The sequence below is a fragment of the Dyadobacter subterraneus genome, from assembly GCF_015221875.1.
Classification (GTDB): domain Bacteria; phylum Bacteroidota; class Bacteroidia; order Cytophagales; family Spirosomataceae; genus Dyadobacter; species Dyadobacter subterraneus.
This window is the reverse complement of record NZ_JACYGY010000001.1, coordinates 1,172,277-1,187,263: the sequence shown is the minus strand read 5'-3', so window position 1 is coordinate 1,187,263 and position 14,987 is coordinate 1,172,277. Positions and strand designations below refer to the sequence as shown.

The 14,987-nt window shown below is 40.2% G+C and carries 12 protein-coding genes; 9 read left to right on the top strand and 3 right to left on the bottom strand.

Features of this window, described 5'->3' with window-relative positions:
* The first annotated feature begins 306 nt into the window (after positions 1–306).
* The 7 genes from IEE83_RS04995 (at position 307) to IEE83_RS04965 (ending at position 10,784) form a co-directional block, all read left to right on the top strand.
* A complete protein-coding gene (locus IEE83_RS04995) occupies positions 307–1,149 on the top strand; it encodes an endonuclease/exonuclease/phosphatase family protein (protein WP_194119517.1) in 843 nt (280 codons plus the stop codon).
* Positions 1,150–1,418: 269 nt separating this feature from the next.
* Positions 1,419–2,006, top strand: a complete 588-nt coding sequence (locus tag IEE83_RS04990; RefSeq protein WP_194119516.1) for an RNA polymerase sigma-70 factor — start codon at positions 1,419–1,421, stop codon at positions 2,004–2,006.
* A 66-nt stretch (positions 2,007–2,072) separates the two neighbouring features.
* Positions 2,073–3,095 carry a FecR family protein gene (locus tag IEE83_RS04985; protein ID WP_194119515.1) on the top strand — a complete coding sequence of 341 codons (1,023 nt, stop codon included), beginning with the start codon at positions 2,073–2,075 and terminating at the stop codon, positions 3,093–3,095.
* 174 nt (positions 3,096–3,269) lie between these two features.
* Positions 3,270–6,869 (top strand): TonB-dependent receptor, encoded by a 3,600-nt coding sequence (locus IEE83_RS04980; protein ID WP_194119514.1) that lies wholly within the window; start codon positions 3,270–3,272, stop codon positions 6,867–6,869.
* Positions 6,870–6,893: 24 nt separating this feature from the next.
* Entirely contained in the window at positions 6,894–8,621 is a 1,728-nt protein-coding gene (locus IEE83_RS04975; protein WP_194119513.1) for a RagB/SusD family nutrient uptake outer membrane protein, read from the top strand.
* A gap of 103 nt (positions 8,622–8,724) precedes the next feature.
* Positions 8,725–9,933 carry a purple acid phosphatase family protein gene (locus IEE83_RS04970; protein WP_228101679.1) on the top strand — a complete coding sequence of 403 codons (1,209 nt, stop codon included), beginning with the start codon at positions 8,725–8,727 and terminating at the stop codon, positions 9,931–9,933.
* Between the two features lie 86 nt (positions 9,934–10,019).
* Positions 10,020–10,784 carry an SGNH/GDSL hydrolase family protein gene (locus tag IEE83_RS04965; protein WP_194119512.1) on the top strand — a complete coding sequence of 255 codons (765 nt, stop codon included), beginning with the start codon at positions 10,020–10,022 and terminating at the stop codon, positions 10,782–10,784.
* Positions 10,785–10,851: 67 nt separating this feature from the next.
* Here IEE83_RS04965 and IEE83_RS04960 read toward each other — a convergent pair whose 3' ends face one another.
* Positions 10,852–11,838 carry an acyl-ACP desaturase gene (locus IEE83_RS04960; protein ID WP_194119511.1) on the bottom strand — a complete coding sequence of 329 codons (987 nt, stop codon included), beginning with the start codon at positions 11,836–11,838 and terminating at the stop codon, positions 10,852–10,854.
* Between the two features lie 138 nt (positions 11,839–11,976).
* On the opposite strand from IEE83_RS04960, the gene IEE83_RS04955 reads away from it, so the two are divergent.
* Positions 11,977–12,708 (top strand): lysophospholipid acyltransferase family protein, encoded by a 732-nt coding sequence (locus IEE83_RS04955; protein ID WP_194119510.1) that lies wholly within the window; start codon positions 11,977–11,979, stop codon positions 12,706–12,708.
* 581 nt (positions 12,709–13,289) lie between these two features.
* Complete coding sequence (locus IEE83_RS04950; RefSeq protein WP_194119509.1) at positions 13,290–13,700, top strand: hypothetical protein; 411 nt, start codon at positions 13,290–13,292, stop codon at positions 13,698–13,700.
* 77 nt (positions 13,701–13,777) lie between these two features.
* Here IEE83_RS04950 and IEE83_RS04945 read toward each other — a convergent pair whose 3' ends face one another.
* Together IEE83_RS04945 and IEE83_RS04940 are read right to left on the bottom strand one after the other, a co-directional pair.
* Positions 13,778–14,218 carry a GNAT family N-acetyltransferase gene (locus IEE83_RS04945; RefSeq protein WP_194119508.1) on the bottom strand — a complete coding sequence of 147 codons (441 nt, stop codon included), beginning with the start codon at positions 14,216–14,218 and terminating at the stop codon, positions 13,778–13,780.
* Between the two features lies 1 nt (position 14,219).
* On the bottom strand, positions 14,220–14,882 hold the full coding sequence (locus tag IEE83_RS04940) for an NAD-dependent epimerase/dehydratase family protein (protein WP_194119507.1): 663 nt from the start codon (positions 14,880–14,882) through the stop codon (positions 14,220–14,222).
* Positions 14,883–14,987 lie beyond the last annotated feature (105 nt).

Here is a 14,987-nt window from a genome sequence, read left to right as displayed (position 1 = left end):
TCCTGAACTGACGGCCGATAGCCGAAAGCCGAAGTAAATTTGGCGGTCGGCTGTCAGATTTTGGATTGAGATAGATTCTATCCCTTTCCAGAAACTGACGGCCGATAGCCGAAAGCCGAAGTAAATTTGGCGGTCGGCTATCAGATTTTGGATTGAGATAGATTCTATCCCTTTCCTGAACTGACGGCCGATAGCCGAAAGCCGAAGTAAAAATTAACCTCCATAGAGTAAGGAGCTGGTTGTTTTTTCTCTTTACGCTATGTTTATTTCAACTAAATTCTATTTCCAATTCTTAATTCTTTTCAAATGAAAAAATCACTTGTGATCCTGACAGCCGTTTTGTTGCTGTCGACAGCAGGTTTTGCACAAAAAACTTCCACGATTAATATTGCTTCATATAACCTTCGTTATGACAATAAAGGCGACGGCATTAACGCCTGGCCGAACCGCAAGGAAATGGTAAAAGGATTGGTTCGTTTTCATGAATTTGACATTTTTGGAACGCAGGAAGTACTGATCAATCAGCTTCGCGATGTAGCCGAACTGACCGAATTTGCATTTCTTGGAAAAGGTCGTGATGATGGAAAAGAAGGTGGGGAACATTCTGCTATTTTCTACAAAAAAGACCGTTTCAAAGTTTTAAAAAATGGTGATTTCTGGCTTAGCGAAACACCAGACGTACCTGGAAAAGGCTGGGATGCTACCTGCTGCAACCGGATTTGTTCATGGGCTAAATTCCAGGATTTGAACACGAAAAAAGAATTCTATTTTTTCAACGTTCACTTTGATCATCAGGGCGTAGAGGCGCGCCGCCAGTCAGGCAATTTGATGGTAAAAAAGATGAAGGAAATCGCAGGAAATTCGCCGACTATTCTAACGGGCGACTTCAACTCAACGCCTGAAACTGAACAGATCAAAACGATACAAACGCTTTTGAGCGATTCTCACGAAATAACAGAACAACCAAAATACGGTCCGGAAGGAACATTTAACAGCTTCAAATTTGATGCACCTATGCAGAATCGTATCGATTATATTTTTGTAAGCAAACCAATCAAAGTTTTGAAATACGGTGTTTTGACTGATGCAAAAGACCAACGTTATCCATCTGATCACCAGCCGGTAGTAATTAAAGCGGTTATCAATTAATCAGCTAATTTTTCAAAAGATAAAACTGCTATTGTTTTCCTTTTCAGGAAACGGTAGCAGTTTTTTACTTTATCAACATTACATCTCCTACCTTAACAACTTGTAAATCAGTTAAATTTTCAAAATAATTTATTTTAATTTTCTGTTATCAAAATTCAATAACACCTTCAATTCCTTAATCTTAAATCAACAGGGGTTCATTGATTTTAGCCGAATTTTGCAGCATTCTCATTGACGGGCAGCCATGTTCCCGGGAATACTGAATGGATATGAACGCGAGGTATACTAACTTTTCAGACTCAGATCTTCTTGAAATTATTCGTACGGATGCTGACCGGAAAGCGTTTGAGGAATTTTACACCCGCTACTTTTCGCAGTTGTTCAACTATGTGTATTCAAGGGTTAACGACCGCTTCACGTCTCAGGAAATTGTGCAGGAATTGTTTGTCAGTATCTGGCAAAAACGCTCGGTTTTAGTCATTCAGGATTGCAAATCTTATTTATTTTCTGCGGCAAAAAAACTGATCATTACGCATTACCGGGCCGAAATGTCGCGGCAAAACCGGAATACTATTTGGGAATCAACAAGGGAAAGTTCTGCCGAAACTACCTATCAGGACACGCTCGCCATCGACCTGCAACATCGATATCATGAAGCACTGCATTTGCTTCCTGAAAAATGCCGGCAAGTTTTTACCATGAGCCGTCAGGGACTTTCCAACCGTGATGTTGCGCTTGAACTTAACATTTCAGAAAAAACGGTAGAACAGCATATTACCAAAGCACTGCGGATTTTGAAAGAATATCTGAAAGAGCATTTGGCCTACACACTTATCCTGATCAATTTATTTCAATAATTTTTTCCTGCCACTAAGGGGTACCCATTGTTGACTGCGACTTAAAGATATCAACGTCTTTACGCAATGGATAACAAGCCGGAAATATCACCCCAACTACTTGAAAAATACCTTCAGGGATTATGCTCTGAACATGAAAAACACATTGTTGAAAATTGGTACGCCGGTCTGGAAACGCCAGGCCAGTATCTGGAATCCGTTCCTGATTCTGAAAAAACTGAGCTGCTGGAAAACACGCTTAAAAATATAAATCAGCAGATTGATCGGGAGGAAAACGAGACTGAGATCAGGAAATTTCCGTGGTCAAGGGTTATCGGTATTGCAGCTTCGGTTTTGTTCGTTTTGGGCTTTTTCTATTATCAATTTGCTCCAAAAAAATCCGCTGATTCGATTTCCGCTATTGAAAATTTCGAAGAAAGTAAGGATTTGGTCGAATTCAGAAATTATGAATCCAGGATCGTTCAGCATCAGCTTCCAGACGGAAGTACGGTCTGGATGCATAAAAATGCAACAATTACTTATCCAAAAGTATTTGCTCAAAATAACCGGACGGTTCAATTCAAAGGCGAAGGCTTTTTCAATGTTCAAAAAAACAAGAAAAAACCGTTTTCGATTATCACCGGTGAAATGGTTGTCAAAGTACTGGGTACAAGCTTCAACGTGAAAGCAGTTTCAGAAGGAAAACATTTTGAAATATCCGTAGTTACCGGTCGCGTTGAAGTTTCTGCACCTGATATTGAAGCAAAAACACAGCAGGTTATTTTAAAGCCAAACCAGCAGGCTTTGTTTGAACTCGAATCAAAAAAACTGTCATTTCAGGAAATGGCCGGTTTACAGAAAAAGGAAATTTACCAGCCTGTCAGCATAACGTTTACGGATACACCGTTACGTGATGCGATTCGCCAGCTAGAAAAGAAATTCAATGTTTCTATTAAGCTTTCTGATCCGGGTATAGCAAAGTGCAGGATCAGCGCAGATTTTGAGCAGCAACCTCTTCCGGCCATTATGGATATGCTGTGTAAAACGCTGGAAGCCAATTATATCATCAATGAAAATACCATTACCATTCAGGGAGAACCATGTGAATAACCAATCCTTTCAACTTAACCAAACCGATCAAAAATCATGAACTAACAAATTTTCCGGCACAAAAAAACCGGAAGTGTTCCACCACTCCCGGCCAATGATTTCCTGCCTGCACCGTTCCACCGGCGCAGAACAGATTATTTCTAACAGAGCTTAAACTATTAGACAATCAAAATTATGCAAAAATTGGTACCAAACAAGCCATATAACTGGCGACTTTTTATGCGAATAAGTCTGCTTCAATGGATTCTTATGGCTTTTCTTGCCAGCGTCAGTTACGCAAAAGAAAGCACAGCGCAGTCTATCCTGAACAAGGATATCACCATCCGCTTATCAAATGTGCCGATTCAGTCGGTTTTGGAACAAATTCAGAAAGATATCAAGATCAAATTTGTTTACAGCAGCAAGGTTTCGCTGAGTGAGCATGTAAGCGTTAACGCAAGTAAAGCCAAACTTGATCAGGTACTTAACCAGATTTTTTTACCGCATGGCATTGAATATTCGGTAATGAACCAGCAAATTATTCTTTCCAAAAATCGTGTAAAAAAACAGGAACCTGCATTTTCACCTTTGGAAGAAAAAGTTTTAAACGCGCCGCTTACCAAAGAAATCAGAGTTAAAGGAAAAGTAATTTCCGAGGACGGAAAAGATGTTTTGCCTGGTGTAAGTGTGGTATTAAAAGGCAGCTCAGCCGGAACAACTACGGACAGCGACGGATTTTTTGAGCTTACAGTTCCAAATCTTGAATCAATCCTGGTTTTCAGCTTTGTCGGGTACGTGCCCCAGGAAACAAGAGTTGGCAACCGCACATTTATTGATGTGACTTTAAGCGCGGATACCAAAGCATTAAACGAATTGGTCGTGGTTGGTTATGGTGTTCAGAAAAAAGTAAACCTGACCGGCGCAGTGAGTCAGATCCAGTCAAAAGATCTTGAAAACCGGCCTTTAAATAATATGTCCCAGATTCTTCAGGGCATGATTCCTAACCTGAATGTTACTTTTTCAACCGGTCGTCCAGGACAAGGAGGAAACCTGAATGTTCGTGGTGAAACTTCTATTAATGGCGGCGGTCCGCTGGTTTTAATCGATGGTATTCCGGGAGATATGAACAGGATAAATCCCGGTGATGTGGAATCGGTTTCTGTCTTGAAAGATGCTGCTGCTTCGGCCATTTATGGTGCGCGGGGTGCTTTTGGTGTGATTCTGATAACAACCAAAACCGCAAAAAATGGAAAGACCAGCATTTCTTACAGCAACAATTTCGGCTGGTCAACGCCAACAGTAAGTACGGATTTTCTTACCAATGGTTATGATTATGTCAAAATGAATGACGAAGCTTTCAAAAGAGCTACGGGAAATACTTACACCCGTTATTCTGATGAAGATTATAAGGAACTGGAAGCCCGCCGTTTTGACAAAACCGAAAATCCTGCCCGTCCGTGGATTGTAGTGAAAAACGTGAACGGCAAAGATATTTATAATTACTACGGAAATTATGACTGGTGGAAGACAGTAATTAACACAACGCAACCATCAAAACAACATAATCTGAATCTTTCAGGTGGTACCGAAAAAGTTAATTACTTTATTTCCGGATCTGCCTTTTCAAAGGAAGGTTTGATGAAACTCAATACTGATAAATTCACCTCCTACACTTTTAGGGCGAAGATCAATTCTCAGGTGACTCCCTGGTTAAAAGTCAGCAACAACACCCAGTATTTTGACTCAAAATATAAATATCCAGGCTTGGAAGGTGGTGCTAACGAAAATTTTGTTGGTATTACTGTTCATGCCTTGCCCGCTTATGCTCCCCAAAATCCTGACGGAACAGCTACTTACAATACACTGAAAAATAGCTATTCAATCGGTGATGGATTGTTTGCCAATCTTCTGAAAGGCGTAGCTGGCGGAGAAAAAAAGGCACATGAGTTTACAACAATTAACTCGGTAACCATTGACCTGACAAAAAACTGGAATGTAATTGCTAATCACTCGTATTCCTTTTACATCGCCGACGATTGGTACCGCTCCGCAGTTGCCCAATATTCCATTCAGCCAGGTATCCTTGCACCAGTTCCAAACTTTAATACCGATCAGTTGAAAAAGACATTCTGGTTTGATCCGACCAATGTTGTCAATGTATTTTCTTCTTACAATCACACATTCGGTAAACACTATTTTGGAGCAACGGCTGGTATTAATTACGAAACAAAAAAGCATCAACGGTTATTTGGAGCACGTAAAAACCTGCTTTCAGAAAGTCTTAATGACCTGGATTTAGGAACTGGCGAGCAACTTGCAACGGGTGATTCTTATCAATATGAATTGTTCGGAGCATTTTTCAGGGCTAACTACGATTATCTTGGAAAATATCTTCTGGAAGTTAACGGTCGCTATGACGGAACTTCAAGATTTGGAGCGGGCAAACGTTATGGATTTTTCCCGTCGGTTTCTGCCGGATGGAGAATCAGCGAGGAAAACTTTTTTGAATCAGCGAAAATCGTTGTTAACAATTTGAAAATCAGAGCTTCCTATGGAACATTAGGAAATCAGCTGCCACCAAATACCAATTCGGCAAGTTACTATCCCTATATTTCCATTATGCCAACGGCACAATCGAGCTGGATAAATAATGGACAAAAACTGACTTATGTAAATAGTCCGAATCCAATTTCACCAGACCTGACCTGGGAAAAAGCGACAACTTCAAACATCGGTCTTGATGTTGACCTTTTGAAAAACAGGCTAAATCTGGCATTTGACGGATACATCAGAAAAACAACGGATATGCTTATTCCCGGCCGCGTACTTCCATTAGTTTACGGAGCACCAGTTCCCACGCAAAACGCTGGTGATTTAAAAACAAAAGGTTTCGAACTGGCAATTTCATGGCGTGATCAGTTTAAACTGGCCGGAAAAGCTTTCTCTTACAATGCCACTTTTAACGTTTCAGATTCAAAATCAACAATTACCAAATTTGATAATCCCAACAAATTACTTTCAAGCCATTATGTAGGTGAAGTAATCGGTGATATGTGGGGGTACTCGATTGATGGTTTTTTCAAAAGCAACGAAGAGGCACAGGCTTACAAAGTTGATCAGTCAATCGTGAACAAACAAAGGCTGAGCGCACCGGGTGAATGGAGTAAGTTACAGGCAGGAGATATCCGTTTTGTAGATAAAGACGGCAACGGAAAAATCGATCAGGGTGCTAATACTTTGGACAATCATGGTGATTTGAAGAAAATCGGTAATAACAAAGCGCGTTACCGTTATGGTCTGATTCTTGGCGCTTCCTGGAATGGATTTGATTTCTCGACACTTACGCAGGGAATTCTTCGCAAAAACTGGTATCCGGGCAATAACGCCGATAAATTCTGGGGACCATACTCCCGTCCTTACTATTCATTCATTCCAAAAGATTTTGAAAAGGATGTATGGACACCTGAAAAACCGGATTCGTATTTCCCTGTTTTGAGAGGTTACACTGCGTTGAACGGAGGTGGAGATTTAAATGCTCCTAATGACAAATATGTCCAAAATGCAGGTTATCTGCGCCTGAAAAATGTTGTGATCGGTTATACTTTCCCGTCAACACTTACTCAGAAATTACATATTCCAAAAGCGCGGATTTATGTGAGCGGTGAAAACCTGCTGACTTATACTCCACTAAGATCGAAGTACATAGATCCGGAACAACTTGACGGTGATGCGACAAACGGCAGGACTTATCCCCTATCTAAAACATTTTCTGTCGGCCTCAACCTCAATTTTTAAAACCGGTATTAACAAGTTATAGCAATGAAAAAAATATTTTTAACAATAGCCGTAGTGTTCGGAATGGCTTCCTGTAATCTGGACCAGCTTCCGCAAGATGCCATTTCTCCGGAAACCTTTTTCAATACGGAAAACGACCTGATGCTTTACACTAATTCATTTTACAACGTGCTGCCTTCCGCAGAAGATGTGTACAATGAAGATGTTGATAATGTTGTAAAAAACAGTCTCCGAGATGAGCTTCAGGGAACACGCGTGGTACCAACCAGCGATGGCGGATGGAAGTGGGAGCCGCTTAGAAATATCAATTATTTCCTTGCCAATTCCGACAAATGTGCTGATAAAAAAGCAGTTGCCAAATACAACGGAGTAGCCCGATTCTTCCGCGCTTATTTTTATTTCAATATGGTGAAAAGATTTGGTGATGTTCCATGGTATTCCAAAACCATCGAATCTAATGATCAGGAAATGTTGAACAAAGCACGTGATCCGCGTGCGATGGTAATGGATTCTGTTTTGGCTGATATTGATTATGCCATCGCCAATCTGGATGCGACGCGTCAGGTAAGTCTGATCACAAAATGGACTGCGCTTGCTTTGAAATCCAGAATTGGTTTATATGAAGGGACTTACCGGAAATATCACCCGGAATTCAAACTTTCCGGTTCTGACAAATTTCTTGATGCCAGCATTTCTGCTTCGGAAGACCTGATGAAAAATAGCGGTTATACGATTTATAAAGCAACGCCGTCAACAGCTTATCAAAAGTTCTTTTCTTCCGACAACGCGATTCCTGACGAAGTGATTCTGGCGCGGGATTTCAGTGACGAATTGCAGGTTTATCATAACCTGAATTATTACACCATGACTGCATCTTACGGAAAACCTGGTCTTGAAAAGAAACTGGTTAACAGCTATCTAATGGCCGACGGTTCTCGTTTTACAGATATCAAAGGTTACGAAACGATGCAGTTTTTTGACGAAACGCAAAAACGCGATCCACGTTTATCCCAGACAATCCGGACTCCTGGTTATACCCGCATCGGAGAAACCACGCCGCTTGTTCAGGAATTTGGTGCAACGGTGACAGGTTATCAGCTGATCAAATTCGTATCAGCACCAAAGTGGGATACTTTCAACAAAGATATCACGGACATGCCTATCTTCCGTTATGCCGAAGTTCTCCTGAATTTTGCCGAAGCAAAAGCGGAAAGAGGAACATTGACCCAGGCTGATCTTGACAAATCTACCAAATTGACACGCGATCGTGTCGGTATGCCAAATATTGACATGGCAGACGCCAACAGCAATCCGGATCCGTATCAGGCACAGCAATACTCACAATTAAGCGGAAGTAATGCCGGTGTAATTCTGGAAATCAGACGTGAAAGACGGGTGGAACTTGTAATGGAAAATTTCTTCCGCTGGGATGATATTATCCGCTGGAAAGAAGGTCAGCTTTTGACAAAACAGTATAAGGGAATGTATTTTCCGGGACCGGGAAGTTATGATCTTGACAAAAACGGGAAAGTTGATCTGGTGATTTATGAAGGCGATAAACCAACAGTTCCGGATGCCCAGATATTAAAACTGGGAAGTGAAATTTTACTGGAAAATGGTAATAAAGGAGGCAACATTGTGATCAATGCGCACATTAACAAAAAGTTTAACGAAGCCCGGGATTACCTCTATCCTATTCCTACACAGGAGCTTTTGTTAAATCCAAAACTTGTTCAAAATCCTAGCTGGTAGTAATCCAGTCAGATAATATCAAAAGCAGTTCTCATTAAAATATTGATGGGAGCTGCTTATAAGAAGTAAGTTTCAACATTACTATTCCTAAATCCTTATCATAATGCATTCAGACAGAAGGTCATTTCTTGAAAAAATGTCGCAAATCGGGGCGCTGAGTTTACTTCCTGCTGCCTCCACATTAGCCGCAAATACCGAAGAAAAAAATCATTTTGTAGTCGGTCCTTATCTTCAGAATATTGGTCCGGACGAAGTGACTGTAATGTGGATTACCAGCAAAAACTGTTTTAGCTGGGTTGAATATGGCGAAGGAAATTATGCAATTCATAAAGCTTTTGCCTACAACAACGGTTTAATTGAGGCAAATAACCGGATTCATAAAATTACAATTACCAACCTCAAACCGGGCGTAAGTCATAAATACAAAATTGTTTCGACTGAAATAACCGGTTATAAAAATTCGAAAGTTGAATTTGGAGAAACCATTACAGGCGCTTTGCTTGGATTTAAAACGCCGGCGATTAATGAAGATGAAGTCAAACTGGTTATTTTCAACGACATTCATGACCGTCCGCAAATAATCCCGCAATTGCTTTATCGTCACGGTTATACAGGAAATACCCGCGACTATGACTTCGTCGTTTTCAATGGTGACTGCTTTGACTGGTTAACAGACGAGCAGCAATTGGTAGATCATTTGTTGAAACCAACAACAGATATTTTCTCAAACGAATTTCCTTTTATTCTTACGCAGGGAAATCACGAGTGCCGGGGAAGTTTTTCAAGACACATTCCTGAATATTTTGCCTATCCTGATAATAAATTTTACTACACTTTTACCCGCGGTCCGATCCGATTTGTGATTCTTGATTCAGGTGAAGATAAGGCAGACGACAGTATAGAATATGGCGGACTTGCAGCTTTTGACCAATACCGTGAAGTTCAGGCGAAATGGCTGGAAAAGGAGATCGCCAGTGATGAATTCAAAAAAGCAGATTTCCGGGTTGTGCTGATTCATATTTCCCCGTACCATTCCGGCGACTGGCATGGAACATTACATTGTCAAAAGGTTTTTGGCCCGTTACTCAACAAAGCCAAAATTGATATCCAGATTTCCGGTCACACGCATCGTTATATGACACATGATGCGGACGCCACGCACAATTACCCGATCGTTATCGGAGGCGGGCCGTTGGAAGGAAACCGGACGTTGATCAAGCTGCGCGCTAATAAAAAAGAATTGAACCTGAAAATGGTGCGTGATGATGGAGAAGTTGTTGGAAAATATTCAATTCCAAAAAAGAATAGATAATTATAGAATTTTCATATCCACAATAAGTAGGCTGATCGGTTTAAATTCTTGTGTTAGCAAATATTAAAATACCCAAAATTGCTGACATGGCACTTAGAAGAGATTTTTTAAAGAAAACCATATTAGGCAGTGCGGCTGGGATCATGTTACCAGAAATGTTGTCTGCTGATCCTTTTGAAAAAAATGAAACAGATAAAATTGAGAAAGGATACACATTTTTATTTCAGGGCGATTCCATAACAGATGGCAATCGTACCCGAAATACGGACTGGAACCACGTCATGGGTCATGGATTTGCTTATCTGATTTCAAGCAGATTATGGTTTGAGCATCCTGAAAATGAATTCCATTTTTTCAACCGTGGTATCAGCGGAAATAAAATCACAGATCTCGCCGCACGCTGGCAAACAGATACACTGGATTTAAAACCAAATCTGATTAATATTCTGGTTGGTGTAAATGATACCGAAGCTGCTGTAAAGGGAAATAAAGAAAATACGCCGCAATCATTCGAAACAGACTACCGTTCTGTTTTAGAAAAAACAAAGAAAGATTTGCCGGATGTGCAGTTAGTTCTCGGCGTTCCTTTTCTGTTACCTGTGGGAAGGGTGAAGGAAAAATGGGAAATTTATCAAAATGAATTAGGACCAAGGCAGGAAATCGTAAAACGTCTTTCCAAAGATTTTGATGCGATCTGCATCGATTTCCAGGGAGGTTTTGACGAAGCGCTGAAAAAAGCGCCTGCCGATTACTGGATCTGGGATGGAATTCACCCTATGCCTGCCGGCCATGAATTAATGGCGAGGTTATGGATTAAGGAGGTTCACAAAAAATTGAAGTTTGTAAAATAGTTCTAATTTTAAAAACAGAAAGCCGGACAATTGCCCGGCTTTCTGTTTTTAATATCTAAAAATACAATTATCTGCTAATCCAGCTGAATTCATATTGCAGTTCCGGAATACGTGTACGGTCAGCAATCCGGCGTAAACGCGCCGGCAAAGCCATCAAATAATCGCGTGCTTTTTCAGCACCGGAGTTAAGTTCTCTGATCGTTCCGATTTCCCATTCTACAAGTAGAGATTCGAGAATTTCGATATAATCCATTGTTGTATAAACTCCTAAACGCTGTGCTGCATCTGAGAAATGAGAGAATGTATCACCCATTTTCACACCAGATTCACGAAGGAAGTGAGCAGGCATTACAATTTTTTTCTTCATCATATCCTCCAAAGCTAACATTAACTCAGACGGATCAACAGCCAGAATACGGCTGACAAATGCTTTGTAAGCTTTGGCATGGCGCATCTCATCGGAAGCAATAACACCACATATTTTTGATAAATGCGGATTTCCGAATTGTTTTGCCAATGTAGCAGTTCTCCGGTGAGAAACGTTCGTAGCAAGTTCCTGGAAAGAGGTATAAATAAAGTTACGGTAAGGATCACGATCCGTTCCGATGTCAAAACCATCCGCAATCAGATACTGCGTTGATACTTCCATAGCCCGCATATTCACGCGGCCCGACAAATACAGATATTTATTAAGAAGATCTCCATGACGGTTTTCTTCGGCCGTCCAGGCTCTCACCCATTTCGACCAGCCGGAAGGATTATCAACCTGATCCACACCGATCACGTCCATTAACCAGGATTCGTATGTTGGAAGCGCCTCTTCCGTTATGGTATCACCAATTAAAACTGCTATATAGTCGTATGGCAAATCCCTGCAGCTTTCCTGTAATAATTTCACTTCATTGAAAAAGTTCTCTTTGCTGGAATCCGGCAAAAAATCAGTAGGCTGCCAATTTTGATCGATCGGTTTCAGATATTCTGCCATCAGGGCATCGAGGTCCTTTCCTACATGTTGCATGACTTCAAGTCGTGCTGCTGAAAGTTCGGTTTCCATTGTTGATTCAATTTAACTTACAATATAATTTCACAAAGTACGGGAATTTAATGAAAGTTATACATGACAAATCTCATTTACTGCTTTACAAATTTTCACAATCGGTGTACATTTGGAATATTTTAGTATAAAAAAGGAATGAAAAAAATTATAGACTATATCCTGAGTACCATTTATCTTCTTCATTTCGGGCTTTCATTGCTTGTTTTCCATATAGCACAGGTCGTGGCACTCAACGTTTTCGGAAAAAAAGCACATGAAAAAATAGTCGACTATCTTAATTTTTCTTTGACCTACGGTTTATATCTTACCGGTTCCAGCGTTACTTTTAAAAATTCAGCTGTAATTCCTGATGATCGTCCGATTATTTTTGTAGCAAACCACCAAAGCACCTTTGATATCCCTGCCATCATCTGGTTTTTAAGAAAACGTCATCCGCTTTTTGTTTCAAAAATTGAACTGGCAAAAGGAATTCCAAGTATTTCATACAACCTTAGAAAAAGTGGTGCCGCACTGATTAACCGCAAAGACGGGAAACAGGCGATTGCCGAAATTTCACGACTTGGAAAACTTGTTCATGATACAACCGGAGCAGCAATAATTTTCCCGGAAGGAACCAGAACAGCCAGCGGAATTATGAAACCGTTCGTTCCCGGCGGCGTTGCAATGCTATTGAAACGTTCTCCAAATGCATTAATAGTTCCAGTCGCAGTAGACGGCACCGGCCGTTTCAATCCAAAAGGCATTTTCCCCTTAATATCATTTTCAAAACTTTCCTGGACAGCGTTGCCTGCCATTGAACCGGCAGGGAGAAAAGCGGAGGAGATTTTATTGGAGGCGCAGGAGGCGATTCAGCGGGAGTTGAATTGATCTAAATTTATCATATCAAAATAACAAATTATACCACCCTTTCGGGGTTTGGCAAATCTCCCAAAAGCCAAATACTATAATAATTTCAGCCCTTCGGGCTTTTTGCCTGTTGAAATTTAAATTTCATTAAATCATTTCAATTTTTATAATCCCAAAGGGATAACATTATTATAGAAAATAACTCTGTGTCATTGAACCCGAACCCGGAACGGGTGGCATAATTCTGGCTTACCAAGATATTATAATACAAAAGTGTCAATTAAATCACCTTTCCACGTTAAGAACCCCATCCAAATTCCGACACCATAATAATGTCAGCCCATCGATTTTTTTTCTAGGCTTCACAAATCTATTTTTCAAACAAAAACTCACGATTTCAAAACGCCCCAAATTTCTTTTTCAAAAAAGATTAATCCTTCCGAAAAAATAAATTTTATTCATTCCGCTCATATTTAACGACTTACAAAACAACAAATATTCCTATTTAATCTTTTTATTATCGCTTAACAATCGTTAACAAAGCGGTTTTAAACCTATGTCAATCCTTTTCCTCTAACCCATGAACTTTAAAAAATATAACCATGAAAAAGATACTTTTTGTTGCCGCATTTATCGCATTTGGTTTAACTAACGCATCTGCTCAATACTATGGTCATGACCGCGACCGCGATTATAATCGCGATCATGCTTATCAAAATAATCCTCGTGATAACCGCGGATATATTGTTAACGACATGCAACGAGATGCCCGCCGTCAAATTTCGATTGGTATTGAAAGAGGAACGTTAAATCCCCGTGAAGCATCTGTTTTAATGCACGAATACGAACGAATCGAAGCTCGCGAAAGAAAATTCAGCCACCGTGGCGGACTTAATCCAAGAGAAGAAAGAAACCTTATCCAGGATCTGGAACGATTGATGGCTCAAACCCGAGCCATGAGCAGCAGACGAAACAACGATAACTGGGCAAGAAACCCAAGAGGAAGATATTAAAAAATTAGTTGAAGGTTTAGGTAGTTTTGAAAGCATTTCCCGAATTTGGGAAATGCTTTTTTATGTAAAATCATAACCTAAAAGTACATGACCATTTTTACATGCGACTTTTTAAATCCTTCTTTCTGATAAAAACGATGCGCATTTTCCCTCACATTATTTGAGGTCACTTCAATCTGCTGCGCTTTTTTACTTTTTGCAAAATCAATTAGTGTTTCAACCAAAGCTTTTCCGATTTGTTTAGAACGATGTTGTGGAGACACATACATTTCCTGAATTTCTGCTACAACGCACACATGATGCAACAAAAGCTGGGTGTGACAACTTCCCATACCAACCGCCTCACCATCTAATTCTGCAATAATATATCTGATACGATCCAGCGCAAGATTCGAATGAAAAACATTGTTAAAAGATTCTCGGTCCAGCTCCCTGTCTTCCAGATCACAAATCATGTTGTAGACTGTTTCTTCATCTTTTTCTGTTGCCGGACGGATATTTAAATTTGAAATTGACATATTAAAAGCGCTGTAATTCAGCAGAATTATGTACAAAAACTCCTTTTTGAGGCGACTGAGCAAGTTCTAACATGCCTCTCGCCACTTTGGCTGAATCTATGGCAGCATATTTCCTCAGTGGTCCGATCATGACCGGATCCAGGATTTTTGCCAATACTTCACCAATTTTTTCACCCAGGCGCGTTTCCCCTCCCCGATCCCCAAGAAGTAACGATGGACGTAAAATATGCAGCGTGTCATAATGCAAGTCAGTCAGTTCCTTTTCAATTTCACCTTTCACACGGTTATAAAAAATGAAAGATTTGGAATCGGCGCCCATGGAAGAGACAATCAGATATTTGGAAGCGCCATTTAATTTCCCAAGACGACCAATTTGCAATGGATATTGAAAATCAACTTTTTTGAAAGATTCTTCCGAACCCGCCTTTTTTATCGTAGTACCCAGACAACAAAAAATGTCATCTGCTTTTACGAGATTGGCATCCGGTTTATCGAAGTCGAAGAAGATTTCGTTCAGCTTTTCATGCTGTATGCCGCTGGATCTTCTGGTCAGGATTTTTATTTGGTTATATATAGGTGAAGCAAGTAAATAATTCAAAACCTGCTTCCCAACAAGGCCGGTAGCACCGATTATTAATGCTGTTTTATTAGATGAGTAAGACATGGTATGAGTTTTGGAAATTGCAATTTAAAAAGTATACCATTACGGTGACAACTATCTTTTATAAATTCTGCTTTCCTACCCAATATTTATGTCATTACTCCTTAT

Bases quoted from the DNA above. Each gene is read 5' to 3' on its own strand.
- IEE83_RS04995 (WP_194119517.1), top strand. From the start codon at position 307: ATGAAAAAATCACTTGTGATCCTGACAGCCGTTTTGTTGCTGTCGACA.
- IEE83_RS04990 (WP_194119516.1), top strand. From the start codon at position 1,419: ATGAACGCGAGGTATACTAACTTTTCAGACTCAGATCTTCTTGAAATT.
- IEE83_RS04985 (WP_194119515.1), top strand. From the start codon at position 2,073: ATGGATAACAAGCCGGAAATATCACCCCAACTACTTGAAAAATACCTT.
- IEE83_RS04980 (WP_194119514.1), top strand. From the start codon at position 3,270: ATGCAAAAATTGGTACCAAACAAGCCATATAACTGGCGACTTTTTATG.
- IEE83_RS04975 (WP_194119513.1), top strand. From the start codon at position 6,894: ATGAAAAAAATATTTTTAACAATAGCCGTAGTGTTCGGAATGGCTTCC.
- IEE83_RS04970 (WP_228101679.1), top strand. From the start codon at position 8,725: ATGCATTCAGACAGAAGGTCATTTCTTGAAAAAATGTCGCAAATCGGG.
- IEE83_RS04965 (WP_194119512.1), top strand. From the start codon at position 10,020: ATGGCACTTAGAAGAGATTTTTTAAAGAAAACCATATTAGGCAGTGCG.
- IEE83_RS04960 (WP_194119511.1), bottom strand. From the start codon at position 11,838: ATGGAAACCGAACTTTCAGCAGCACGACTTGAAGTCATGCAACATGTA.
- IEE83_RS04955 (WP_194119510.1), top strand. From the start codon at position 11,977: ATGAAAAAAATTATAGACTATATCCTGAGTACCATTTATCTTCTTCAT.
- IEE83_RS04950 (WP_194119509.1), top strand. From the start codon at position 13,290: ATGAAAAAGATACTTTTTGTTGCCGCATTTATCGCATTTGGTTTAACT.
- IEE83_RS04945 (WP_194119508.1), bottom strand. From the start codon at position 14,218: ATGTCAATTTCAAATTTAAATATCCGTCCGGCAACAGAAAAAGATGAA.
- IEE83_RS04940 (WP_194119507.1), bottom strand. From the start codon at position 14,882: ATGTCTTACTCATCTAATAAAACAGCATTAATAATCGGTGCTACCGGC.